The organism is Nocardia sp. A7 (assembly GCF_046549215.1).
In the GTDB taxonomy this organism is placed as follows: domain Bacteria; phylum Actinomycetota; class Actinomycetes; order Mycobacteriales; family Mycobacteriaceae; genus Nocardia.
In genome coordinates this window covers 2432957-2457484 of the sequence record NZ_JAJPWE010000001.1, presented here as the reverse complement: position 1 = coordinate 2457484, position 24528 = coordinate 2432957, and the positions used below count along the sequence as shown (strand labels likewise).

17 protein-coding genes are annotated in these 24528 nt (G+C 67.6%); 8 read left to right on the top strand and 9 right to left on the bottom strand.

Annotated features, from left to right (window positions below):
- Nucleotides 1–76: 76 nt before the first annotated feature.
- Complete coding sequence (locus tag ACLJPD_RS11140) at nucleotides 77–3481, bottom strand: circularly permuted type 2 ATP-grasp protein (RefSeq protein ID WP_410871807.1); 3405 nt, start codon at nucleotides 3479–3481, stop codon at nucleotides 77–79.
- Between the two features lie 41 nt (nucleotides 3482–3522).
- Nucleotides 3523–7617: a transglutaminase family protein gene (locus ACLJPD_RS11135; protein WP_410871806.1), complete on the bottom strand. Its 4095-nt coding sequence runs from the start codon at nucleotides 7615–7617 to the stop codon at nucleotides 3523–3525.
- Between the two features lie 222 nt (nucleotides 7618–7839).
- On the opposite strand from ACLJPD_RS11135, the gene ACLJPD_RS11130 reads away from it, so the two are divergent.
- Nucleotides 7840–8481 carry a hypothetical protein gene (locus ACLJPD_RS11130; protein ID WP_410871805.1) on the top strand — a complete coding sequence of 214 codons (642 nt, stop codon included), beginning with the start codon at nucleotides 7840–7842 and terminating at the stop codon, nucleotides 8479–8481.
- Nucleotides 8482–8526: 45 nt separating this feature from the next.
- On the opposite strand, the gene recR is transcribed toward ACLJPD_RS11130, so the two are convergent.
- Nucleotides 8527–9135 (bottom strand): recombination mediator RecR, encoded by a 609-nt coding sequence (recR, locus tag ACLJPD_RS11125; protein WP_410871804.1) that lies wholly within the window; start codon nucleotides 9133–9135, stop codon nucleotides 8527–8529.
- Nucleotides 9135–9479, bottom strand: a complete 345-nt coding sequence (locus ACLJPD_RS11120; protein ID WP_410871803.1) for a YbaB/EbfC family nucleoid-associated protein — start codon at nucleotides 9477–9479, stop codon at nucleotides 9135–9137. The genes recR and ACLJPD_RS11120 overlap by 1 nt, the downstream gene beginning before the upstream one ends.
- Nucleotides 9480–9638: 159 nt before the next feature.
- On the opposite strand from ACLJPD_RS11120, the gene ACLJPD_RS11115 reads away from it, so the two are divergent.
- From ACLJPD_RS11115 to ACLJPD_RS11105, 3 genes are read left to right on the top strand one after another with little or no spacing between them, the layout of a single operon-like run.
- On the top strand, nucleotides 9639–10214 hold the full coding sequence (locus tag ACLJPD_RS11115; protein ID WP_410871802.1) for a hypothetical protein: 576 nt from the start codon (nucleotides 9639–9641) through the stop codon (nucleotides 10212–10214).
- Between the two features lie 46 nt (nucleotides 10215–10260).
- Nucleotides 10261–11088 (top strand): MerR family transcriptional regulator, encoded by an 828-nt coding sequence (locus tag ACLJPD_RS11110; RefSeq protein WP_410871801.1) that lies wholly within the window; start codon nucleotides 10261–10263, stop codon nucleotides 11086–11088.
- Nucleotides 11088–11438: a VOC family protein gene (locus ACLJPD_RS11105; RefSeq protein WP_410871800.1), complete on the top strand. Its 351-nt coding sequence runs from the start codon at nucleotides 11088–11090 to the stop codon at nucleotides 11436–11438. The genes ACLJPD_RS11110 and ACLJPD_RS11105 overlap by 1 nt, the downstream gene beginning before the upstream one ends.
- A gap of 20 nt (nucleotides 11439–11458) precedes the next feature.
- Here ACLJPD_RS11105 and ACLJPD_RS11100 read toward each other — a convergent pair whose 3' ends face one another.
- Complete coding sequence (locus ACLJPD_RS11100) at nucleotides 11459–11893, bottom strand: SRPBCC family protein (protein WP_410871799.1); 435 nt, start codon at nucleotides 11891–11893, stop codon at nucleotides 11459–11461.
- Nucleotides 11894–12073: 180 nt separating this feature from the next.
- On the opposite strand from ACLJPD_RS11100, the gene ACLJPD_RS11095 reads away from it, so the two are divergent.
- Nucleotides 12074–13516, top strand: a complete 1443-nt coding sequence (locus ACLJPD_RS11095) for an FAD-binding oxidoreductase (protein WP_410872009.1) — start codon at nucleotides 12074–12076, stop codon at nucleotides 13514–13516.
- Nucleotides 13513–14838: a class I SAM-dependent methyltransferase gene (locus ACLJPD_RS11090; RefSeq protein WP_410871798.1), complete on the top strand. Its 1326-nt coding sequence runs from the start codon at nucleotides 13513–13515 to the stop codon at nucleotides 14836–14838. Before ACLJPD_RS11095 ends, ACLJPD_RS11090 begins: the two co-directional genes overlap by 4 nt.
- 11 nt (nucleotides 14839–14849) lie before the next feature.
- Here ACLJPD_RS11090 and ACLJPD_RS11085 read toward each other — a convergent pair whose 3' ends face one another.
- On the bottom strand, nucleotides 14850–18389 hold the full coding sequence (locus ACLJPD_RS11085; protein ID WP_410871797.1) for a protein kinase domain-containing protein: 3540 nt from the start codon (nucleotides 18387–18389) through the stop codon (nucleotides 14850–14852).
- Nucleotides 18390–18535: 146 nt separating this feature from the next.
- Nucleotides 18536–19618 carry an esterase-like activity of phytase family protein gene (locus ACLJPD_RS11080; protein ID WP_410871796.1) on the bottom strand — a complete coding sequence of 361 codons (1083 nt, stop codon included), beginning with the start codon at nucleotides 19616–19618 and terminating at the stop codon, nucleotides 18536–18538.
- Between the two features lie 156 nt (nucleotides 19619–19774).
- Here ACLJPD_RS11080 and ACLJPD_RS11075 point away from each other — a divergent pair, with 156 nt between their 5' ends.
- Together ACLJPD_RS11075 and ACLJPD_RS11070 are read left to right on the top strand one after the other, a co-directional pair.
- The gene (locus ACLJPD_RS11075) at nucleotides 19775–20512 is read left to right on the top strand and encodes a hypothetical protein (RefSeq protein ID WP_410871795.1); all 738 of its coding nucleotides are present in this window, start codon (nucleotides 19775–19777) and stop codon (nucleotides 20510–20512) included.
- 127 nt (nucleotides 20513–20639) lie between these two features.
- Entirely contained in the window at nucleotides 20640–21002 is a 363-nt protein-coding gene (locus tag ACLJPD_RS11070) for a cupin domain-containing protein (protein ID WP_410871794.1), read from the top strand.
- A gap of 71 nt (nucleotides 21003–21073) precedes the next feature.
- On the opposite strand, the gene ACLJPD_RS11065 is transcribed toward ACLJPD_RS11070, so the two are convergent.
- Nucleotides 21074–23230, bottom strand: coding sequence for a 3-hydroxyacyl-CoA dehydrogenase NAD-binding domain-containing protein (locus tag ACLJPD_RS11065; protein WP_410871793.1), 2157 nt, complete (start codon nucleotides 23228–23230; stop codon nucleotides 21074–21076).
- Between the two features lie 37 nt (nucleotides 23231–23267).
- Nucleotides 23268–24482 (bottom strand): acetyl-CoA C-acetyltransferase, encoded by a 1215-nt coding sequence (locus ACLJPD_RS11060; RefSeq protein WP_410871792.1) that lies wholly within the window; start codon nucleotides 24480–24482, stop codon nucleotides 23268–23270.
- Nucleotides 24483–24528: the final 46 nt, after the last annotated feature.

Below are 24528 nucleotides of genomic sequence, written 5' to 3'. Positions count from 1 at the left end.
TACTGCCGCGTATCGCCCGCTCATCCGACCATCCTCGTGTTGCCACCGATGCGGTGTACAGCCGCGTATCGCCAGCTCATCCGACCATCCTTGTGTTGCCCCACAGGGGCTGAATTCCCAGCGGTACAGCGAGTTTGGTGGTTTCGAACGATTCGGCCAGCTTGCGCAATCGCAAGTGCACCCCCTCCAGCAGTTCCACCAGCTCGGTGCGGACGCCGTCGTCGTCGGCGTGTTCCAGGTCGGCCGGGTCGACGCGGCGCAGCATGCGCTGGGCATCGGCGAGCAGGCGCTGCGAACGCGAAGCGCCGGAACCGCCCGGCAGCGCTTGGAAGTCGGTCTCGAGACGGTCGAGCTGATAGATCAGGGAACGCGGATTGCCCGGATCGAACAGCAGCAGCCCCGCCAGCGCGGCCACGTGCGCCGAACCACGGTGGCGGCGACGGTAACTCACCGCCGACTCGGTCGCGGTGAGCACCGCCTCCGCGACCACACCCTGTACCTCGGCCGTACTCTTGCGCCCCAGCGCGGCATTGAACAGCGATGTCACGGCGAGCCCACGCTCGATCCGTTTGCCGATATCCATGACGTACCAGCCGGTGTCGCGCACCAGCGATTCCGCGCCGATCCCCGACAGCGACAACAACGCCGCCAGCGTCAGCGAATGCACCGCCGACAGCGCCGTCTCCTGTTCGGTACTGGCACTGCGGAATTCGGCCAGCGCGCGATCGACAGCACCGACGACCATCCAGGTGTCACCGGACAGCTGATCGCGCACCCCCCGCGCGGCGGACCCGTAATGGTCCACCGCATACGACAGCGACCCGGACAACTCCCGATCCCCGGTCAACGAGGCCAGGTACTGGAACCCCTCGGCGGAAGCACCAGCCACCGCCCGCCGCGCGGCCACCCCTTCCTGACCACTGGAATCCATCGCACGATGGGTGAACTGCCCCTGCGACTGCCGCGACCGCGCGAGAAGCGGCTCGGGCTCGGGCTCAGGACCCGGCACCGGTTCCGCCCCACGCTCGGGCGTGACACCGGTGGTGCGCAGCGCACGAGCCAGCGCACTGGTCCCCGCCCGCTCCCACGGCGCCTCCGCTTCGTCATCCTCGGAGTCGATTTCTACCCCCTCCGCGCCGGTCAGATCCTGCCCAGCCGACAGACCTGGCCCTGCGGACTGACCCGGCCCCACGGACCGACTCTGCCCGGCCGACTGGCCCTGGCCAGCCGACTGACTCTGCCCAGCCGACTGACTCTGCCCAGCCGACTGACTCTGGCCAGCCGATTGGCTCTGCCCGGCCGACTGGCTCTGCCCGGCCGACTGACTCTGCCCGGCCGACTGACCCTGTCCCGCCGACTGGCTCTGCCCCGTGGAATGGCTCTGCCCAGCCGATTGCCCCTGCCCTGCGGACTGGGTCTGCCCCTCCGACTGTGATGCCTCCAGATCAAATGCCGAGTCGTGAGGTGATGCGTTCGTTGATGTTTCGTCGTTCGATGAGGATCGGGCCGACGGTGTGTCCGTTGAGTCGCGAGTCGAGCCTTCGCCATCGGCGGCCGAATCATGTTCTTCGACATCTGGATTCGAGGACTTCGCAACGGAATCGGCGGACCGCACGGACACCAACTGGCCTATTCCGTTGGGCAGCACCGACTGTGGCGCGACCGTGCCCGTGGTGATCGACAGGGCGCGCATGAGGATCGGTAGTGCCTCCGCGCCGTCGAGCCAGGGGCGGTAGCGGTAGTCCTGGTAGACGTCGTGGGTGGCGGCGAGCAGGCGAACCACCGCCTCGGCGCGTTCGCTGTAGCGGCCCATCCAGAACAGGTCGTTGAGCACGCGCGGCGAACTGATCGCCTCGACGACCGGCACCGCCCTGCGCAACCGTTCCTCGTGCGGCGCTTCGGAACCCACCGCGGGAACAGTGGCCGGGGCCGCGCGGACCCACACGTCCTTGGCGGCCACCTTGATCACGCTGCGGGTCGGTTCGAGCCGCATGCGCTGCTGGCCGAGTCCGCCCGTCATCGCCGTGTAGCCGCCCCGCCTGGCCAGCGAGAACAATCGCATGCCCACCGGCGCGGGCGCCAACCCCGCAGGCCCGTCGACCGCGGGCGCCACCGAGAACTCGGCGGGTTCCTGCCCGACCCACTTCCACCGCTCGACCTCGATCCGGGCGGCGAAGTCGGCGCGTTCGGCGGCCGACAGGCTCGGTCCGAAGATCGTCGAACCGTCGACGGCAGAGCGGAGTACGAGGTCACCGACGTGCGACACCATATGCGCGCGCTCGGTATCGTCGCCACCCCAGTAGGCGGGGGTCGCGTCGAGCAGCAGCTCCTCGCCGAGCACAGAGCGGGCGATGCGCGGCAGGAACGGGCTCAGCGCGGGCGATTCCAGCAGCCCGCTACCGAGGGTGTTCACCACCGTCACCGCCCCGCGGCGCAATACCTCGACCAGCCCGACCACCCCGAGCCGCGAATCGGGACGCAGATCCAGCGGGTCGGAGAACTCGGCATCGACGCGCCGCAGCACCACATCGACCCGTTCCAAGCTGCCGAGCGAGCGCATCCACAGCGCGCCGTCGCGCACCACCAGATCGGAGCTCTCCACCAGCGGAAAACCGAGCATCTGCGCGAGATAGGCCTGGTCGAAGGCGGTTTCGGAATGCGAACCCGGGCTGAGCACGACGACGACCGGCTCTTCCCCATCGGCCAGTTCGGGCGCCGCCTCCTCGAGCATCAACCGCATGGCCCGCGCGAACGGGCTCAGTGGTCGCGGCCCCGCGTGCTCGAAAGCTTCGGGAATCGCCGAGGCCACCACGCGGCGATCGGCCAGGGCGTACCCCGCGCCCGATGGTGCCTGCGCCCAGTCGGCCAGCACCCGGAACTGCCCGTCACTCCACCGGCTGATGTCGCATGCGTGCAGGAACAACTGGTGGGTGCCCGGGATCGTGATGCCGTGCGCGGCCCGCACATACCCGGTGCTGCCGAATACCACCTCCGGCGGCAGCAGACCCGAGTTCAGCAGCCTGCGCGGGCCGTACACATCGGTGAGTACCTCGTCGAGTACCCGCGAACGCTGAACCAGCCCGGATTCCAGGTGGGTCCAGTCCTCGGCGGAAACCAACAGCGGAATCGGATCGAGGCGCCACGGCTGCGGGATCGCGGTGTCGGTATCGCCGCCGAGGCCGACCTCGGTGTAGGTGACACCGTCGTCCTCGATCTGCCTGCGTACCCGGTGATCGATCCGATCGATCCCACCGACGCCCTGGTCGATGAAGTCGGCCGACAGCTCCGACCACATCGACCGCACCCGCCCGCGCCCGTCGACCAATTCGTCGTAGTACCCCGTGGTCGGGCGACCGCACTCGTCGAAGCGCGCATCCGCCGAACTGTGTGCCCGATACCGCGCGAACTGCTCAGCGACCTGAGCGCGCGCGCCCGAACCCCGGCGATTCCCGTCCCGTTGCGCTACATCGCGCTGAGTCACCGAGCCTCCTGTAGTGATTGCGGCTGGCGCCAAATGACCGACTACGTACCCCACACTGTCCGCGCGCGGCGTAGGTCCAGGATGCCTGGTGCGCCGACATCGGTCGACTGTGCCGAAATCTTCGCACGGAGTTCGGCGGGATCCATCGGGTTCACCGTATGTCCGGCGGCCTCGAAGCGACGGTTCCGGCGTGACTGGGCGGCAACGGCGTTGACGGGGGCGTCGTCGTAGGCACGCCCGCCGGGGTGCACGACGTGGTAGGTGCAGCCGCCGCGGGAGATGCCCGTTGTGGCGTCTACCAGGTCGAACACCAGCGGAGCGTCGACGGTGATCGAGGGGTGCAGGGAGTTCGGCGGCTGCCAGGCGCGGTAGCGCACACCCGCCACCTGCACGTCGGATTTGTCGGTGGCCAGTAGTGGGACCGGCATACCGTTGCAGGTCAGGATGTAGCGACCGCGATCGGCGCCGACCAGGCGCACCTGCAGACGTTCCACCGACGAGTCGACGTAGCGTGCGGTGCCCTGGCCGGTGGTTTGTTCCCCGAGGGTGAGCCACGGTTCGATCGCGCCGCGCAGTTCCAGCTCCGCCTCACCGATCATGGCGGTACCGATGCGGGGGAAACGGAATTCGGTGAAGGGGTCGAGCCAGGCGGTGTCGAAGTCGACACCCGCCGCGCGCAGGTCGGCGGCGACTTCGGCGATGTCGTTGTTCAGGAAGTGCGGCAACAGGTAGCGGCCGTGCAGGTTGGCACCGTGGCGGATCAGCGGCGCGCGCAGCGGCTTGTCCCAGAACATCGCGACCAGGCCGCGCACCAGCAGCGACTGCACCATCGCCATCTGGAAATGTGGCGGCATCTCGAAACCGCGCAGTTCCAGCAGCCCGAGCCGACCGCGAGCGGAGTCGGGGCTGTACAGCTTGTCGATGCAGAATTCGGCGCGGTGGGTGTTGCCGGTGAGGTCGGTGAGCAGGTGCCGCAGCGCACGGTCGATATGCCAAGGGGCCGACTGGATTTCGTAGGGCGTAGGTCCCGCGGTTTGCGCGGACAACCTGGCGACCTCGGCGAAGGCGATCTCGAGCTCGTAGAGTGCGCCTTCGCGACCCTCGTCCGCGCGGGGCGCCTGCGAGGTCGGGCCGACGAAACGGCCCGCGAACAGGTACGACAGCGCGGGGTGACGCTGCCAGTAGGTGAGCATGGAGACCAGCAGGTCGGGGCGCCGCAGCATCGGCGAACGCGCGGGCGTGACCCCGCCGAGGGTGATGTGGTTGCCACCACCGGTGCCGCCGTGTGTGCCGTCCACGTCGAAGGACTCGGTGCTCAGCCGGGCGATCCTGGCCTGCTCGTAGAGGGTGTTCAGCACCTCGGCCTGCTCGGCGAACGAGCTGGTCGGCATGATGTTCACCTCGATCACACCGGGGTCGGGCGTCACCGAGAAGGTATGCAGCCGTGCATCACTGGGCGGCGCGTAACCCTCCAGCACCACCGGCTGACCGATCGCCACCGCCGCCGCCTCGACCTTGGCGATCAGATCGAGGAAGTCGTCGAGCTCGGTGACCGGCGGCAGGAACACGTGCAGTCGCCCCTGCCTGACCTCGGCGACCAGCGCGGTCGTCGGCGTGAAATCGGCCGACTCCACCGCGGCGGGCGGCTCGACCCGTTCCGCGCGCAACGGCTGCTGATACAGCGGGTCGCTGTCGGGCAGGATCGGCGGCGCGTGCCATGACACCGATCCGATCGGAAGGCGAAGTCCCGCAGGCGAATCACCGTCGGCCAACACGATCCGGCCGCGGCCGTCCGCAGCACGCCCACGCCGCAGCTGCCAGTCGGCACTGGCCCACCCCGCGCCATCCGAGCGCCGATGAATCGGCAACACATAGGCCGACGGCTGATCGACCGACTCCTCCAAACTCTCGAGCAGTACCCGCCGCACCTCGGGCGAGTCCTCGGTCGGGTCGATATCGGCGGGCGGTGGATCGCCATACGGCGCGCTCACCGTCGCCGCCAGCCGCGCCAACGGATCCTCGAACGCGGGCCGCACCTGCACATCCGGCAAGCCGAGGGTGCCTGCGATCTCAGCGATCAACGCCTTGGCCGCGCCGATGTCGGCAGCGGGCGCCCGGTCGGGGATCACCCCGGCGGCCGCGTTGATCGGCTGCGAGCGGGCCAGCTGGATAGGCGGGAAGACCGATCGCGGCGCGCTCCCAGCGTCCTTCTTGCCGCGAAGCTTCTTCTTCCCCACGACTTTCCGCCGTTCGACCTTCTCGGCTGCCTTGGCCGACTCCTTCGCTTCCTTCTTCGAGACCTCGGCCGTCTTCGCCGGGCGGACGGTGCCACCGGCGTCGGCGCAGGCCTGCTGAATCTCCGCGGCCCGCCGATGTTCGGCGGCGACCAACTCGACGGGCTCCTCGATCAGCGCCGGTCCGTCATCGAACTCCACTTCATCCAGATCCCCTACCTCGTCGGCAGGTTCCGCCACCGCCGCCGCGAGATCATCGGCGCGGTCGAGCCGATCGACACCGCCCGACTCGCCCTTCCCTCGGCCATCGTCTTCCTCGGCGAGCCCCAGCGCGACAACCGCGGCGGCGACTTCGTCACCTCCGACCCGAGGACGCGCATCGAAGACCGCGACCATGTCGACCGGGGCGACGGGCAGATGCGCATCGAGTACCGATACCGCGTCGGGCTCGTCCGCGTCGACCGAGCCGGGCACGGCATAGGACGCGTCAACGCCGTTTTCGTCGGCCAGCCCCAGCGCGACAACAGCGCTCGCGACCTCGGCCCCGGCCGGCGCATACCCGTTCGAGTGACCGTTCCCCACCGTTGCGGCGGCAACCGGTGGCACCGGCGTGTGCTGCGCCACCGGCGTCCACGGATCGGTGAGCAGATCCTGACGCTGCCAGATCGGCTCACCGTCGGCCCGCCACGCGATCGCGATCTCCCAGCGCGGCAACGGCTCTCCGGGATACCACTTGCCCTGGCGGTACTGCACGATGCCGGTCGGCGCGTAGATCGCGCGGAGGCGGTCGGCCAGGTCGACCGCGCGCTCGCGTTTGTGCCTGCCGTCGGCGTCGGTGGTCCATTGCGCGCTGACCTGGTCGTCGATGGAGACGAAGGTCGGCTCGCCGCCCATGGTGAGGCCCACATCGGCCGCGGCCATTCGCGCGTCGATCGCGGCACCGGAGGCGACGATGCGCTCCCACTGAGAATCGGTGTAGGGCAGGGTGACTCGCGGATCCTCATGGATGCGCCGAACCACATTGCTGAAATCGAGGGTGGCCTCGGTGATCCCGGTCGCCCCGGTGATCGGAGCCGCGGCGCCGGGATGCGGAGTCGCGGCGAGCGGAATGTGGCCTTCGCCCGCGAACAGGCCGGAGGTGGGATCCATCCCGACCCACCCCGCGCCGGGCAGATACACCTCGGTCCAGGCGTGCAGGTCGGTGAAGTCGGCGGTCGGGCCCGACGGACCGTCCAGTGACGGCACGTCGGAGGTGAGCTGGACCAGGTAGCCGGAGACGAAGCGCGCGGCCAGCCCCAGCTCACGCAGCACACCGACCAGCAGCCAGGCCGAGTCGCGGCAGGATCCGAGCGCGGTGCGCAGGGTGTGATCGGGCGTCTGCACGCCCGCCTCCATACGCACGGTGTAGTCGACCGAGTTGCGCAGCGCGTAGTTGAGTTCGACGAGATAGTCGATGGCACGGATCTGCCCCTGCGGCCGATGCACCCGCGCCCATTCCCGCAGCAACTCCCCCGGGCCGCTCCCCGGCTCCCCCTCGTCGACGCGCCGCAGATACGGCGCGAGATCCTCGGCGAGCGCGGTCTCGTACTCGAACGGGAAGAACTCCGCGTAGTCCTGGATGAAGAAGTCGAACGGGTTGACCACCTCGAGGTCGGCGATCAACCCGACGGTGATCGACAACTCCTTCGTCGGATTCGGGAACACCAGGCGCGCAACGAAATTGCCGAACGCGTCCTGCTGCCAGTTGACGAAGTGCTCAGCCGGGGACACCTCGAGGGAATACGCCTCGATCGGGGTCCGCGAATGTGGCGCCGGACGCAACCGCACTTCGTGCGGGTGCACCTCGACGAGACGATCGAAGGAGTATGCCGTGCGGTGCTCGAGTGACACCTTGATGCCCATTCACCAAGTTGACCACACACCACCGACACCGCGCGGGCCGACGAAACCGGAATTTCCCGACCGGCCCCCCTTTCGAAACACCGCGGTAATAGCCCGACACCGACGGTCTCGGCCCGCCCCGCCTCTGGACTGACCGGAGGGTGCGACGAAGGAGTACCCGGAGGGAGGGAAGAGGCGGGTTACAGGGCCGAGACCCGCGGCGCCAGCCGCTAGGATAACGCTGTGAGCTACGACCACATACTGCTGCCGTCCGGCGTCGCCAGCTCCGTCGACGAGATCGACGCGTATCTGGCCGCCCAGGAAGGCGTCACCGAGTCCGAACCGATCGCCGAGATCGCGGCCGAGCTCAATACTCGCAACGCCGAACTGCCGGTGGACGACTCGTTCCTCAGCGTCGAATCCGTCGGCGGCCCCAGCGGCAACACGCTCTACATCCCCTCGCCGTACGACGCCATCGGCTTCGTCCGCAACCTGCTCTTCGACCTCGCCACCCCGCGCGGCTACGCCGTCTACGACCCGCAGCTGACCTGGTTGATCGACCCGGCAGGCCACATCCCGATCAATGTCACGCACGGCGGCGCGGGCGAATTCCCGTATCTCACCGAGGAATTGGCCCACCTGTGGGTCGCCGGGCTCGCCGCCCCCAACCCGTACCTCATCGTCGAACAGGGCGAACAGCGCTACATCCAGACCTACCGCGACACGAGTGGCCCGTACACCCTCGAATACCGCGACGGCGCCCGCGACCGGCACTTCGGCACGACCCTCGAAGACCCGGCGCAGGTCGCCGACATCATCTGGGACTGGGCCAACGGCAAGCCCGCCACCGGCGACGGCGTCACCTGGACCCGCGTCGACCTCTGATTCCGACGTGACCGGCGGCGCCCCGACGCCACCGGCCCACCGGTCCTACAACGTCCGCCTGCCGGACAACGCACGCCCGAGGGTCAGTTCGTCGGCGAACTCCAAGTCGCCGCCCATCGGCAGCCCGGAGGCCAACCGCGTGACGGTGAGCCCGGGGAAATCGCGCAGCATCCGCACCAGGTAGGTGGCCGTCGCCTCGCCCTCGGTGTTCGGGTCGGTCGCGATGATCACCTCGCTCACATCGATGCCGTCCTCCTGATTACCGATGCGGGTGAGCAGTTCCCTGATCCGCAACTGATCGGGCCCGACGCCACTGAGCGGATCGAGCGCACCACCGAGCACGTGATAGCGACCACGGAACTCGCGGGTGCGCTCGATCGCCTGCACATCCTTGGGTTCCTCGACCACACAGATCATCGTGCGGTCGCGGCGTTGGTCGGCACAGATACGGCACAGCTCACCATCGGCGACCGTGCCGCACGACACACAGAACTGCACGCCGTCGCGCACCTTCTGCAGGGCGGCCTGCAGCCGGTCGATATCCGGCGGCTCCACCGCCAGCAGATGAAAAGCGATGCGCTGTGCGCTCTTCGGACCGACGCCGGGCAGTTTGCCCAGCTCGTCGATCAGATCCTGAACCGGCCCCTCATACATCAGAAGTCGGGCAGACCGGGCACCGAACCGCCACCGAGACCCTGCGACAGCGGGCCGAGGCGTTCAGCCGCGAGCTGCTGCGCATTGGCCATCGCGTCGTTGATCGCGCCGATGACCAGGTCCTGCAGTCCGTCGACATCCTCTGGATCGACCACCTTCGGGTCGATCGTCAGCGCGATCACCTCGCCGCTGACCTTGATCGTGGCCTGCACCAGACCGCCGCCTGCCTGACCGGACACCTCGGTCTCGGCGAGCTCGGCCTGCGCCTGCATCACTGCCTGCTGCATCTGCTGAGCCTGGGCAAGCAGTGCCTGCATATCGAACTGACCATCACCGGGTTGCACAACACTCCTGTGTTTTCGGCGGCCGGGGCCGCGGGGATCGGGCACGTGCCGTCGTCAGTTTAGTCGGGGGGAACCCTCACCTGAGGGGTGGATCCGTTGGCGGTTCGGGATACGATCATGCGAGGTAGGGCAATGATTCAGCAATCTCTAGGAGATCAGATGAATGCATCCCGTGCGCGGCTGATGTCAGCGTCGGCCTTGTGCACCGCTGTCGCCAGCCTGCTTCTTCTCTCACCCGCCGCCGCGTCGGCCGATTCCGCGGCCGGGATCGCCGACTACGGCAACGGCTGCCTGCTCGATCCAGGAAATCGGGCGGTGACCGTTGATTCGTTGCGCTTCCGATGCTCTGTCACGCAGCAGGATCAGATCTATCGCGACGCGCAGGCCGGTGCGATCGCGACGGGTCTCACCAACGGCTGGGTGACGCGCCCACCGCAGCTCGAGGCGGCCGCGCCCGCGCTGTGGATCGGCAAGGTGTTCCGCACCGGACCCGACGGTGGGTCACTCACCAATCGGGTCACCGGTGCCGGAATCGAGGCGTTCCCGGCCGATGTCTATCGAGCACCGTCGATCCTCGACGGCGCCCCCACCTGGGCGCTGAACTACGCGCCGTCGCCCACTCCGCAGGTTTATGACGAGATCCGTGAGGTGACCCCGGGCGTCTGGTTCGGCTACTCGTGGTGGCGTGAGGGATCGTGGCCGCTGCTGGCCGCCTTCGTTTTGACGCCCGCATAACTATCTTCTTGACCCTCCACTGACTGGAGGGTGTTTTCTGGACCTCATGACAGCAACCGTGGCGATCGGCGAGTTCGCCCGCCTCACCCATCTGAGCGTCAAGACGCTGCGGTATTACCACGAGATCGAGCTACTCGAGCCCGCCGCGGTGGACGTGGGCACCGGGTACCGCCGATATTCCACCGACCAGGTGGAACGGGCACATCTCATCCGCCGCCTGCGCGACTTGGAGATGCCGCTGCCGGAGATCCGCACCGTGCTCGCCGCGGCCGATCCCGCCGAGCGCGACACCGCCCTGCGGGGGCATCTGGCCCGGATGGAGGCGGCGTTGGATCGCACCCGCGAGGTGGTGGTCTCACTGCGCGCCCTGCTCACCGCGCCGCCACCGCCGATCGAGGTCGACTACCGGATCGAGCCCGCGTTCACCGCGCTCACGCTCACCCATCAGGTCGAGCGCTCCGCCATCGCCGACTGGTGCGGTACCGCATTCGAGCAGCTGTACACCACCCTGCTCGAGTCGGGCGTCACCCCGGGAGGCGTTGCGGGCGCGACCTATTCGAACGAATTCTTCACCGACGACAACGGCATGGTCACCGCGTTCGTGCCGTTGCCACCCGGCGCGGACGTCGTTCCCACCGGCGCCTTCGCGGTCGTCGAATTCCCGGCAGGCAATTTCGCCGTGGCCGTGCACGACGGCCCTTTCGAAGACTTCGACCGCACGTACGGCGCACTCGGCAGCCACGTCGCCGAGCACGGCGCCACACTTCCCGACGCACCGGTCCGCGAGCGCTATCTCGTCGGCCCGGATGTCACCGACAACCCGGCCACCTACCGCACCGAAGTGTGCTGGCCGATCACCGAAAGAGAGATCTGATGACCATCGCCCTGGCGAATGTGACGATCGACTGCGACAACGCCGCCACCTTGGCCGAGTTCTACGCCCAACTGATGGACACGACCGTCGATCCGCAAGCATCGGAGTTCTTCGCGACCGTCGGAAAATCCGCGGGCGCCACCCCGCTGCTGATGTTCATCAAGGTCCCGGACAAGAACCCCGGCAAAAACGTCGTTCACCTGGATTTCGCCTCGGCACAGGCACTGGACTACATCGAGCGTGCGATCAGCTTGGGCGCCGAGCACATCGCCGACGTCGACGAATACGGCATGCGGTGGACAACCCTTGCCGACCCCGAAGGAAATCTCTTCGACATCGGCAAGGTCTGACCAACGAGCAGGGCCTGGGTTCAGGCCAGTTCGCGCGCGAGGTTGCCCAGCACCTCGGCCTGGATCTTCTTCAGGCCGAGCGGGGCGAAGATGCCCTCGAAGATGCCCGAGATGCCGCCCGCGCCCTTCCAGGTGGTCTCGACGGTGACCTTCGAGCCCGCACCGTCGGGGGTGACGGTGTAGGTGGTGACCATCGTGGAGTTGGCGTCGCGTTCGGTGAGGACCGAATCCGCCACCGTCACCGTCGCGCGCACATTGCGTGTGCGCTTCTCGGTGGCCTGCAACGTCCACTCCACCACGGTGCCCGCGCCCTGACCACCTTCGACAACCTTGTAGTCGCGGTAGTGCGCGGAGAGAATGCGCGGCCGGATCGTCTCGTAGTCGCCGATCGCCGCGAGCGTGCGCTGCGGATCCGCGGCGACGGCGACCGAACTGCTGGCGCTGACCTGTCCCACTGTTGACTCCTTGCTGGGTGGTGGCGATATATCTCGACCGGGTTACATCCTGCCCTGTCCCCGACCGGTTCTCCCGACCAGGCCGGGACGGTGCGGGAACATGTGCGTGACTTTTTGTCGCGGCGCGCAGGTATCCGGTGGCTCGGCGGACGGGGTCGTACTAGCGTCAACGGGGTGGCAGTGAGTCTTTTGGGTAGGGCTGGTCACGAACCGGCCGCACGCGAATCCGGATATGCCGCGCATCGAGCGGGCGTGGCGCGATTGCTGGAAAGCTATCGCGCCATTCCGCCCGGTGCCGTCGTCCGACTGGCGAAGAAGACATCGAACTTGTTCCGGGCCAGGGCGGCAACCACCGCGCCCGGTCTCGACGTGTCCGGCCTGGGGCAGGTGATCGCGGTGGATCCACAAGCCCGCACGGCCGACGTCGCGGGCATGACCACCTATGAGGACCTGGTGGCGGCCACCCTCCCGTACGGGCTTGCGCCGCTGGTTGTTCCCCAACTCAAGACCATCACGCTGGGCGGGGCGGTGACCGGCCTCGGCATCGAATCGACCTCGTTCCGCAATGGTCTACCCCACGAATCCGTGCTGGAAATGGACATTTTGACCGGTTCCGGCGAGATCGTCACCGCGACACCGGATGGCGAGCACGCCGATCTGTTCCACGGCTTCCCCAACTCCTACGGCACCCTCGGGTACTCCGTCCGGCTCAAGATCGAGCTCGAACCCGTGCCGGGGTTCGTGGAACTGCGGCACGTGCGCTTCCACGACCTGCGCGAACTGGAAGCCGAACTCGAACGGATCGTCGTCGAACGCCGCTACGAGGACGAAGACGTCGACTACATCGACGGCGTGGTGTTCAGCGCGGACGAGAGCTACCTGACCCTGGGTCGCAAGACCGACGAGCCGGGCCCGGTCAGCGACTACACCGGCATGGACATCTTCTACCGCTCCCTGCAGCACGCGGACGGCGTGAAACGGGACCGGCTGACCATCCACGACTATCTGTGGCGCTGGGACACCGACTGGTTCTGGTGCTCGCGCGCCTTCGGCGCCCAGAACCCGAAGATCCGCAGACTCTGGCCGAAGTCGCGCCGCCGCAGCAGTTTCTACTGGAAACTGGTCGCGCTCGACCGCAAGTACCACTTCGACGATCGCAGGCAGGCCCGCAAGGGCAACCCCCCGCAGGAACGCGTCGTGCAGGACATCGAGGTACCGGTGCAACACACCGCCGACTTCGTCGAATGGTTCCTGCGGGAAATACCGATCGAGCCGATCTGGTTGTGCCCATTGCGCTTGCGTGCGACCGAGGACGCGTCGGCGACGGACGGTGCACGTCCGTGGCCGCTGTACCCGCTCGAACCACAGCGCACCTACGTCAATGTCGGATTCTGGTCGGCGGTGCCGACCGAGCGAGGTCAACCGGAAGGGGCGGCCAACCGCGCCATCGAGAAGATCGTGTCCGCGTTCGACGGACACAAGTCGCTCTACTCGGACTCCTACTACGACGAAGCCGAGTTCGCCGAGCTCTACGGCGGCGACATCTATACCGAACTGAAGACCCGTTACGACCCGGACCAACGACTGCTGAATCTGTATTCGAAGGCGGTGCAACGCAAGTGACGACATTCAAGGACCGATCCGATAAGGCCGTTGGCCTGACCGAACTGGGAACCCGGCTCAATATCGCCGAGGTCGTCGAAAGCCTCGTAGACGGCGATATCCCCGTCCGCGTCACGGCCTACGACGGCAGCGCGACCGGCCCCGAGGGCGCGCCCTACACCCTCGACATCAAGACCCCCCGTGGTATCAACTACCTGGCAGGCGCCCCCGGCGACCTCGGCATGGCGCGTGCCTATATCGCGGGCGACATGGCTGCCGGCGGAGTACATCCCGGCGACCCGTACGACCTCTTGAAAGCCATGCAGGACATGAAGTTCCATCGTCCTTCGGCACTGTCACTGGTCACCATCGCCCGTTCGCTGGGCTGGGAGCGGCTCAAGCCGATCGCACCCCCGCCACAGGAGACGCTACCGCGCTGGCGCCGGATCGCGCTGGAAGGCCTGCGCCACTCCAAGACTCGCGATGCCGAGGCGATCCACCACCACTACGACGTCTCCAACAAGTTCTACGAGTACGTCCTCGGCCCGTCGATGACCTACACCTGCGCGGTGTACGGCGACGAGAACGCGACCCTCGAGCAGGCGCAGGAGAACAAGTACCGCTTGATCTTCGACAAGCTGCGGCTGAAGGAAGGCGACCGGCTGCTCGACATCGGCTGCGGCTGGGGCGGCATGGTCCGCTACGCGGCACGCCGGGGCGTGCGGGTGATCGGGGCGACACTATCGGCCGAACAGGCCGCCTGGGCCCAGCAGAAGATCGCCGAGGAAGGCCTCGGCGAGTTCGCCGAGGTCAGACACAGCGACTACCGCGACATCCCCGAGGGCGAATTCGACGCGGTCTCCTCGATCGGCCTCACCGAACACATCGGCGTGCACAACTACCCGTTCTACTTCGGCTACATCAAGGACAAGCTGCGAGTGGGCGGCCTGTTCCTCAATCACTGCATCACCCGCCACGACAACACCCGCACCACCAAGGCGGGCGACTTCATCGACCGCTATGTCTTCCCCGACGGTGAGCTGATCGGCTCCGGCCGCATCATCTCCGATATCCAGAACGTCGGCCTCGAAGTGCTGCACGAGGAGAACCTGCGCGAGCACTACGCGCTGACGCTGCACGAATGGTGCAAGAACCTGGTCACCAACTGGGACGAGGCCGTCGCCGAGGTCGGCGAGGGCACCGCGAAGGTGTGGGGGCTGTACATGGCGGGCTGCCGACTCGGCTTCCAGCGCAACGTGATCCAGCTGCACCACGTGCTCGGCGTGAAACTGGATTCGAACGGCGCCTGGGATGTCCCGTTGCGCCCGTGGTGGCAGCCTTAGACCGGGTGAGCTCAGGCAAGTAATTCGTCGAGGAAGCGGCGGGGCAGGTCGTGCAGGATCGGATGTTCCTGCCCGTCATGGGATTGCGTGCGCAGCACATGGAGCAGGCCGACCACACCCGGCCCCGCGTCCAGCAGCGGCCGGGTCCAGCCGAGGTCGGCGCAGGTGCGCAGGACCGGCAGTACCAGCCCGGTCGCTTCCCCGACCCACCCGGCCGAGGCCAGGCACTCCGCGAGCAGCAGGGTCGCGTCCATTTCCGCGCGGGGACGTGCTTGCTCGAGCGTTCGCGCGTAGATCACCCTGGCGTGGCGCGCGGCCCGATCGTCGGCGCGTAGCCGCTGCTCGCCGAGCAGGACCCGGATATCGGCGATGGCGCGCGCCTCGGTGATCAGCACGGCGGCGCCCTTCTTGCGCCGGGCACCGTTACCCGAGGCGTCGGGGGCGAAGTTGTCGTCGCCGGTGGGCAATCCGAGCCTGGACTGTTCGGCCCGCACATGGGCATCCAGACGGGCCAACCCGTTCTCCGCGGCCACGCGCCCGCCTTCCGCGAGCCGGGCCGAGGCCGTGTACTGGTCGCCTAGCGCGGCCTTCACCCTGGCCCCGATCACGAAGGTCGCGATCAGGAAGTCGACGGGCCCGACCCGGGTGACCAGCTGGTGGCTCTCGTCGAGCAGCCGGTCGGCCAACGCCAGATCACCACGGCGATAAGCCAGTTCACCGAGCATGGCCGCCGCGATGCGGGCGGCGTCCGAGCGTGGACCCGCCCTGACCCGCGCCGTCTCGTAGGCCTGCTCGAAACAGGTGGTGGCGGCGCCGATATCGAGCCGCTCGTACGCGGCGTCGCCCAGCGCGCAGAGGCCGAACACCGGACCGAGCGGGTCCTTCGACTGTGTGTGATAGTCCGCGGCCCAGTCCTGCAGCGCGGTCACCGCGTCGAAGTCGAACTCGCAGAGCCGAACGAACGACATCAAGTTGGCGGCGGTCGAGACGGTCCAAGCGGGCAGGTCACCGGGTTCTTCCAGGAGGCCGGCCAGGCTGTCGGCCACCTCGGCGGTGTCATCGTGGGCCACCCGGTCGGCAGCGTCCAGAACGGTTGCCACGCAACGCTGTTCGGTCAGCTCCGGCGCGCCGGGCGCGCTACGGGCCAGCAGGTTCGAGAGCCTGCCGAGCGCGCTGCGAGCGGTTCCGGTCTGCTGCATGTTCATATTCGCCCTGGCCACCGCCATCAACAGCTTCGACCGCGAAGTCACCTGCTGCACAGGCAGTTTCGAGACACTGCCGAGCAGGGTGGCCAGGCGGGAGCCGTCGATCAGGTCCATGCCGCCGCTTTCGAGCAGGTCGGCGGCGAGTTTGAGATCGGTCGCGGCCAGCGCGTGGTCCACCGACTTGCGCAGCAGTTGGTGCTCGGCGTACCAGCGAGCCGCCCTGCGGTGCAGCACTTTCGAACGGCCGGGATGCTCGCGTTCGAGCCGGGCGCGCAGATGCTCGGCGAACAGCGGTTGCATGCGGTACCACTCCGGATCGTGCTGGATCCGGTGCAGGAAGAGCTCACGCTGCTCGGCCTGTTCCAGCAGCACAGCGCCGTCGGTGACGTCGGCCAGTAGCGCGGCCAGTGATCCGTTCACCCGCTCGACCACCGAGATCGCCATCAGGAACTCGAGTTGCTCCGGCGCCAGCGCGTCGAGCACGTTCTCGGCCAGGTACTCCCGCATCCCGTGGCCGCCCTCGGCGAGCGAACTCAGCAGCTGCGCCGGATCGGCCTTCCCTCGCAGGGTCAGGCTCACCAGCTGGATCGCGGCGGGCCAGCCGTCGGTCGCGGTGTGGATCTGCTCGACCTGCTCATCGGTGAGCGCGAAACCGTTGCGCTCCACCAGGATCTGCCGGGTCTCCGATTCCGTGAGCCGCAGTGCGGCGGCGTCCAGCTCCACCAGCTCGTCGCGCACCCGCAATCTGCTGATCGGCAAGCCGGACTGATCACGACTGGTGATGACGAAACGCACGTGGTGGCAGCCGTTGTCGAGCAGCGTCGCCATCGCGCGTTGCACGCCGGGGTCGCGCACGCGGTGCCAGTCGTCCACCACGACGACCACCGGTCGCCCGCTGGCGTGGACCTCATCGATCAGGGTGGCGATCACGTAGGCGACCGCGTCGGCCGGGCGCTCCTCCAGCACCTGCTCGAGGCCCGCGCCGACCTCTGGGCGCACCCGGTGGATGGCCTCGATGAGGTGGGCGAGGAACCAGATCTCGCTGTCGTCGTCCTGGTCGACGCCGAGCCAGGCCACCGGAATATCGCGGGTGGCCAGGTCCGCGCGCCACTGGGTGGCGATGGTGCTCTTGCCGAAACCGGCGGGCGCGTGGATCAGGGCGAGTCGACGATCGCCGCCCTCGCGCAGCACGTCGAGCAACCGTTGGCGCGGGAAGGGCTCGCGCGCGGGCGTCGGCGGGCGGAACTTGGTGGCGGCGGTCGGCGGCAGGGTGCCGGTGGTCGAGCTCGGCATGGGTACCGAGGCACCGGCGGGCTGCAGCGTCAGCGGCCAGCTGCGACGGCCGGTGACCGATTTCAGGACCTCGGGTGTGTCCTCGGTGGGTTCCGCGGAGTCGAGCAGTGCCATTTCGTCGGACATCTGGCCGTGCGCGCGCTGGACATCGCGCAGCAGTTCGCCGAATTCGTAGGCCGAGGCCGGGCGGTCGGCGGGATCGGGCGCCATGGCCCGTTCGATCACCGCGGCCACGTCGGCGGGGAAGTCCTGGGCGCGCAGGTCGGGGACGTGCTGGGTGGTGATGCGCAGGAACTGGGCGACCACCTTCTCGCCCGTCTGGCGTTCGAAGGCGGCGTGGCCGGTGAGCAGGGCGAACAGGGTGGCACCGAGGCCATAGATATCAGACCGCACGGTTGGTTCATGGCCCTTGAGCACCTCCGGGGCGGTGAACGCGGGCGATCCGGTGATCAGGCTGCTAGACGTCTGGAAGCCGCCGGGGATGCGCGCGATGCCGAAGTCGGTGAGTTGCGGTTCGCCGTAGCCGCTGATCAGCACGTTGGCCGGTTTCACATCCCGGTGCAGGATCCCCGCCCGATGCGCCGACTCGATCGCCGCGGCCAGCTTCACCCCGGCGCGCACAGTGTCCGACCAGGTCAGCGGGCCGCGATCGTGGATGAGTCGTTCGAGCGAGCCGCGCGAGCAGTACGGCATGACGATCAGCGGCAGCCCGGTCTCGGTCACATCGACCTGCAGGATGTCGACGATGTTCGGGTGCCCGGACAGCTTGCCCATCGCCTGTTCCTCGCGCAGGAACCGTTCCCGGCTCTCCACATCGATCTCCGAGGACAGCACCTTCACCGCCACAACCCGATCCAACGCCGGCTGCAGAGCCCGGTACACAACACCGAACCCGCCGCGCCCGATCTCCTTGGCTCCCGTGAGCCCCATGGCGTCCAACTCGGCGATCACGGCCTCGTCGGGCTCCCCCGGAGCCTTCGTCCGCTGCGTATCGAGACCCACCGGTGCCGCCTCGACTGGCCCGCGCCGCATACGCGTCGGCTCCGGATCCATGTGACCACCTCTCACAAAATCGGCGGCACCGGCATTTCGGTCGGTATGCGGAATCGACATCACCGCACATATCCAAGCTAGCGCGATCCGGCATCTATCGGGTGGAGATTCGATGCTGTGGCGGCAACGGTTGTCCGAACCGTGTTTCAGCGCACGGCGAGCGCGATCAGTTGAGTGCGCTGTTCGGCCGCGAAGTTGTTGTCCGCGACCAGCACCAACGTGCGCTCACCCGACGGCAGGCGCGGGCCCCACGTCATCGCTTCGATGTTGTCGACGGCCTCGATCCCGAGATCGGTCAGATCGGCGACCAGCCGCTTGGTCACCGGGCGCGCACCCGCGATCGGCGCGTCGAGCACGTTGCTCGCGGCCGACGTGTCGATCTCGAAGATCCGCACCCGGTTGCCCACCCCCTTGGCGAAAGCCCGTTCCACCACCAGCAATCGCGAGGGATCGAGCGCGTCATCGGCCAGAATCGCGGTGACGCCGTTACTCGCCTGGCCCGCCTCCGGCTGTGACTCGGCAAACACCGGTTCCAGCGGATACGCGTACTGCGCCAGTACCGGCCCGAACCTGGCCTGCACGGTGATCCGCGTCGTAGCGCCCGCCGTCGTGGTCGCCCCCGGCCCGTCCTGGAGCAGCGGCCCTTCCATCGCGGTCACGAACAACGCCCCGCCCGCCGCGAACGTCGCCCCTTCGAGCGCCTGATTCTGCCGAGGACCTGAATCAGCCTGCATCCGTTCGTTTTCCGGTATCGGGAGTTCCGCGACGAACCCGCCATCGGCGCGAGCGACCCGCACCGACGGATCCACGAGCACCCCACCGGCCCGCTCACCTTCCTGCGTCCAGAAGTAGTCGCCTGTCCACGGGTCGACCCGAATATCTTCCGGATCCACCGACTTCGGCGCATACACCGCCCCGTCGGCACGCCGCAGCGGTGTCGTCCCGGTGAAGCTCACCGGACCGATCCCGCTCTCCCCCACCGGAATCCGGGCGGTATAGACCCGCGCGGGCCCCTTCTCCGACCGATCATCACTGATCAACACGTATTCCCCGGTACCTGCCAGATAGTCGATCCCCGACAACCCGCCGACCACAGTTCCCCGGAAGTCCGAGTCGTGCGCGACAACCTGCTCCCCCAGTACCCGAACGCCGGGATCGGCCACCGCCCCCGGCGCGCTCACCCCGACCACCATCGCACCGAAAATTGCCGCGGCTACCCGACGTCCCATGGGCCGCAACGCTATCCACCCCAGCACACCGCCGGGTGAACACCATCCGAACTGTCTGCCCGCTACGACAATGTCACCGACGTCTGCGCAAAGTAGGGTCGATGGCACTAACCGGACGGGCTCGGGGCCGTCGGGACAACAAGGGGGAGTTCGGTCATGACGTATCCATCGGGGCAGCAGGATCCGGCGGCGTGGGGACAGCCGCCTGCCACCTACGCACAGGAGATCGCGCCGCTCGGCCCGCCGCCGAAGTCGAACGCGGGGTGGATCGTCATCGCCCTGGTGGTGATCGCCGGGCTGATCGTCGGCGCCGGGCTGCTCATATCGGCTGGTAGCCACGTTGCGGGCACCGCGGTGGCCGCGTCGGCGACCGGCAAGCCGTCTGCCACTTCCACCACCTCCGCGAAACCGACAACGACCACCAAGCCCAAGCCCAAGGCTGGGGGGCGGTTGACTTACACCGACTACGAAGGCCCGTGGAACTTCAAACTCGGCGATGTCGAGATGAAAGCCGACTGGGTGGAGGGACGCGACCACAACGATTGCGCGCCGATCGCCAAGGGCAGCAAGATCACGGGTCTCGGCTGTCAGCACGCCACCGAGATGCTGCTGACCGCCGAGGGCGGGGCCGTGAAGTTCACCCAGTTCGTGCTGGCGATGAAGGACGCGGCGGCCGCCGAGACCGCCGCCGAGCAGATCGAGGAAGAGGATCTGAACGTGCGCGCCGCGGGGATGATCGACGACTTCGCGACCGGCAAATGGAAGGCCGGAGCCTCCAAGGAGTTCGTGGTGATCACCCTGGTGACCGCGACCGGGGCAGTCGAGGAGGCGCGCGTCGAGAAGTATCTGCGCTACCGCCACGGCGACATCGTCGGCGCGATCGCCTTCCGCTAGGGCACTTGCGACCCACCCCGAATCAGCGAAGAATTGGTTCCTCGGTGAGCGCGGCCGTGGGCCGTGCTGGCTTCCACACGGTGGACCACGACATGACCGCTCATCACCCGAGCAGAAGCGAGATGTCATGTCCGCGCTGGTACGTATGAGTTTCGACGCGCCCGAGGAAACCCGGCCGTTCGAGCAAGGTAAGGGTCGACTCGACCTGGTCAACGTCGAAAACGGCCCGGTCGGCCGTGCCGTCTTCGAACCCGGTTGGCGTTGGAGCGACCACGTGAAGCCGATCGCGGGCACCGACAGCTGTCAGGCCCCGCATATCGGCTACTGCCTGTCCGGTCGGCTCGTGGTCCAGATGGACGACGGCGAACAGCAGGAATTCGGGCCCGGCGATGTCATGATCGCCGCCCCCGGTCATGACGCGTGGGTCGTCGGCGCCGAGCCGTGCGTGATGCTCGACTGGCAGGGCTTCGCCGACTACGCCAAACGCTGACAACGACGCAACGCCCGCCACCTCAGCGAGGTGACGGGCGTTGCGACCCGGCCGAAACCGGAACTACCTACTTACTTGCGCAGCGAGGCCGGAACCTCGAAGCGCGGGCCGAACTTCGCGGCCAGCTCGTCGGCGCGGGCCACGAAGGCCTCCTGGCCACCGGGGTAGCCCACGATGAACTGGTGCGAGCCACCCGACCAGGCCGGGAAGCCGATGCCGAAGATCGAGCCGATGTTCGCGTCGGCGGTGCTGGTGAGCACGCCTTCGTCGAAGCACTTCTGGGTCTCGATGGACTCGGCGAACATCATCCGGTCCTTGAGATCCTGAAAGGTGACACCCTCCGGGAGCTCACGGCTCGTGTTGAAGATCTCGCGCAGGTCGTCCCACAGGCCGGTGGCCTTGCCGTCGACGTACTCGTAGAAGCCGGCACCGCCCAGCTTGCCCTTGCGGTCGTACTTCTCGACCAGGGTGTCGAGGACCTCGGCGGTCTTCGCCGACGCGGCATTGAGCTCGCCACCGGCAGCGACGATGGCCGCGGAGGTCTCCTTGTAGATCTTCTGCATGGTGGTGAAGTTCAGCTCGTCGCTGAGCTTCAGCGGCGCGGCCGGGTAGCCCGCCTGCAGACCGGCCTGCTCGACGGTGGCCGGGTCGACACCCTCGGCGACCATCGAGATGGCCTCGTTGATGAAGGTACCGATCACGCGCGAGGTGAAGAAGCCACGGCTGTCGTTGACGACGATCGGGGTCTTCTTGATGGCGAGGGTGTAGTCGTACACCCGGGCCAGCGCCTCGTCGGAGGTGTTCTTGCCCTTGATGATCTCCACCAGCGGCATCTTGTCCACGGGGGAGAAGAAGTGGATACCGATGAAGTCCTCGGAGCGCTTCACACCTTCGGAGAGCAGGGTGATCGGCAGGGTGGAGGTGTTCGAGCCGAGCAGGGCATCGGCGTCGACGATGTCCTCGATCTCCTGGAAGACCTTGTTCTTGAGCTCCGGGTTCTCGAACACGGCCTCGATCACGAAGTCGACACCCTTGAAGTCGGCCGCGTCGGCGGACGGGGTGATCCGAGCCAGCAGCGCGTCGGACTTCTCCTGGGTGGTCTTGCCACGCGAGAGTGCCTTGGCCTCGATGGCCTCGGCGTAGCCCTTGCCCTTGACGGCGTTGGCGAGCTCGACGTCCTTGAGCACGACCTCGTAGCCGGCCTTGGCCGAAACGTAGGCGATGCCCGCGCCCATCATGCCGGCGCCGATGACACCGATCTTCTTGATCTCACGCTTGGGCACATCCTCGACCGACGGACGCGAGCCGCCACCGTTGATGTGGTTGAGGTCGAAGAAGAACGCCTGGATCATGTTCTTCGCGACCGGACCGGTCAGCAGGCTCGTGAAGTAACGGCCCTCGATGGTCAGCGCGTTGTCGATGTCGACCTGCGAACCCTCGACCGCCGCGGCCATGATGGCGCGCGGGGCCGGCATGTTGGCGCCCTTGATCTGCTTGCGCAGGTTGGCCGGGAACGCGGGCAGGTTCGCCGCGAAGGCCGGGGTGGACGGGGTGCCGCCGGGGATCCGGTAGCCCTTCTTGTCCCACGGCTGCGCAGCGTCGGGGTTGGCCGCGATCCACACCTTGGCGGCGGGGACGAGCTCCTCGACGGTGGCGACGACCTCGTCGATCAGGCCGATTTCCTTGGCCTTGGTGACGCGGTGACGCTGGCCCTGCAGCAGCACCTGCATCAGCGCGTTCTGCAGGCCGAGCATGCGCACGGTGCGGGTCACGCCGCCGCCACCGGGCAGCAGGCCGAGGGAGACCTCGGGCAGGCCGATGGCCGAACCCTTGACGTCGGCCGCGATGCGGTAGTGGGTGGCCAGCGCGATCTCCAGGCCGCCACCGAGGGCAGCGCCGTTGATGGCGGCGACGACCGGCTTGCCGAGCTGCTCGAGGCGACGCAGCGGGGCCTTGACGTCGGTGACCATCTTGACGACCTCGGCCGCGTTGTCCGGGCCTACCTTCATCATGTTCTTCAGGTCGCCGCCGGCGAAGAAGGTCTTCTTGCCCGAGGTGATGACGACACCGGTGATGTCGTCCTTCTCCGCCTCGAGGCGATCGACGGTGGCGTTCATCGACGCGAGGTATGCGTCGTTCATGGTGTTGGCGCCCTGGCTGGGGTCGTCGATGGTGAGGACGACCACGCCGTCGGCGTCCTTCTCCCAGCCGATGATGTTGTCAGTCATAGTTTTTCGTTCTCCTGTGAGAAGTTTCGGCCGGGAATCAGACGCGCTCGATGATGGTGGCGACGCCCATGCCGCCGCCGATGCACAGGGTGATCAGGCCGTAGCGCGCGTTGCGACGCTCCAGCTCGTCGAGCACCGTGCCGGTGATCATCGCGCCGGTGGCACCCAGCGGGTGGCCCATCGCGATCGCGCCACCGTTGACGTTCAGCTTCTCGTCCGGGACGTTCAGGTCCTTCTGGAACTTCAGCACCACGGAGGCGAAGGCCTCGTTGATCTCGACGAGGTCCATGTCCTCGATCGTCAGACCGGCCTTGGCCAGCGCCTTCTTGGCGGCCGGGGTGGGACCGGTCAGCATGATCGTGGAATCCGCACCGGAGGTGGCGGTGGCGACGACGCGGGCACGCGCGGTCAGACCCGAGTTCTTGCCCGCCTCTTCGGAACCGATCAGCAGCAGGGCGGCGCCGTCGACGATGCCCGAGCTGTTGCCACCGTGGTGGACGTGATTGATCTTCTCGATGTAGGTGTACTTCTGCAGCGCGACAGCGTCGAAGCCACCCATCTCACCGACACCGGCGAAGGACGGGTTCAGCTTGCCCAGGTCGGCGGCGGTGGTGCCGGGACGCATGTGCTCGTCGCTGTCGAGCACGACGAGACCGTTCTGGTCCTTGACCGGGACGATCGACTTGGCGAAGTAGCCGCCGGTGGTGGCCTTGGCCGCCAGGTCCTGCGAGCGCACGGCATAGGCGTCGACATCGTCGCGGGAGAATCCCTCGATGGTGGCGATCAGGTCGGCCGAGACACCCTGCGGCACGAAGTAGCCGTCGTAGTTGGTGGCCGGGTCGAGCGCCCAGGCGCCGCCGTCGGAGCCCATCGGCACGCGCGACATCGACTCGACGCCGCCGGCGATGACGAGATCGTCGAAGCCGGAGCGCACCTTCTGCGCAGCCAGGTTCACGGCCTCGAGGCCGGAAGCACAGAAGCGGTTCAGCTGGAAGCCACCGACGGTGTCGGGCAGGCCGGCGATGGTGACCGCGGTGCGGGCGATATCCATGCCCTGGTCACCGACGGGGGTGACCACGCCGAGGATGAGATCCGAGATCTGGTCCTCGTCGAGGTTCGGGAAGCGGCCACGCAGCTCCTGGATCAGACCAACAGTCAGATCGATCGGCTTGACCGAGTGCAGCGAGCCGGTCTTCTTGCCGCGGCCGCGCGGAGTGCGGATGGCCTCGTAGATGTAGGCCTCTGTGGTCATATCGGAGTGTTTCCTTCCTTGGGGTGCGGTGGCCGCACGAACGCCA

Coding starts and splice junctions, on each gene's coding strand:
- ACLJPD_RS11110 (WP_410871801.1), top strand. CDS start 10,261: ATGACAGCAACCGTGGCGATCGGCGAGTTCGCCCGCCTCACCCATCTG.
- recR (WP_410871804.1), bottom strand. CDS start 9,135: ATGTATGAGGGGCCGGTTCAGGATCTGATCGACGAGCTGGGCAAACTG.
- ACLJPD_RS11070 (WP_410871794.1), top strand. CDS start 20,640: ATGTCCGCGCTGGTACGTATGAGTTTCGACGCGCCCGAGGAAACCCGG.
- ACLJPD_RS11080 (WP_410871796.1), bottom strand. CDS start 19,618: ATGGGACGTCGGGTAGCCGCGGCAATTTTCGGTGCGATGGTGGTCGGG.
- ACLJPD_RS11135 (WP_410871806.1), bottom strand. CDS start 7,617: ATGGGCATCAAGGTGTCACTCGAGCACCGCACGGCATACTCCTTCGAT.
- ACLJPD_RS11060 (WP_410871792.1), bottom strand. CDS start 24,482: ATGACCACAGAGGCCTACATCTACGAGGCCATCCGCACTCCGCGCGGC.
- ACLJPD_RS11075 (WP_410871795.1), top strand. CDS start 19,775: ATGACGTATCCATCGGGGCAGCAGGATCCGGCGGCGTGGGGACAGCCG.
- ACLJPD_RS11115 (WP_410871802.1), top strand. CDS start 9,639: ATGAATGCATCCCGTGCGCGGCTGATGTCAGCGTCGGCCTTGTGCACC.
- ACLJPD_RS11065 (WP_410871793.1), bottom strand. CDS start 23,230: ATGACTGACAACATCATCGGCTGGGAGAAGGACGCCGACGGCGTGGTC.
- ACLJPD_RS11105 (WP_410871800.1), top strand. CDS start 11,088: ATGACCATCGCCCTGGCGAATGTGACGATCGACTGCGACAACGCCGCC.
- ACLJPD_RS11085 (WP_410871797.1), bottom strand. CDS start 18,389: ATGGATCCGGAGCCGACGCGTATGCGGCGCGGGCCAGTCGAGGCGGCA.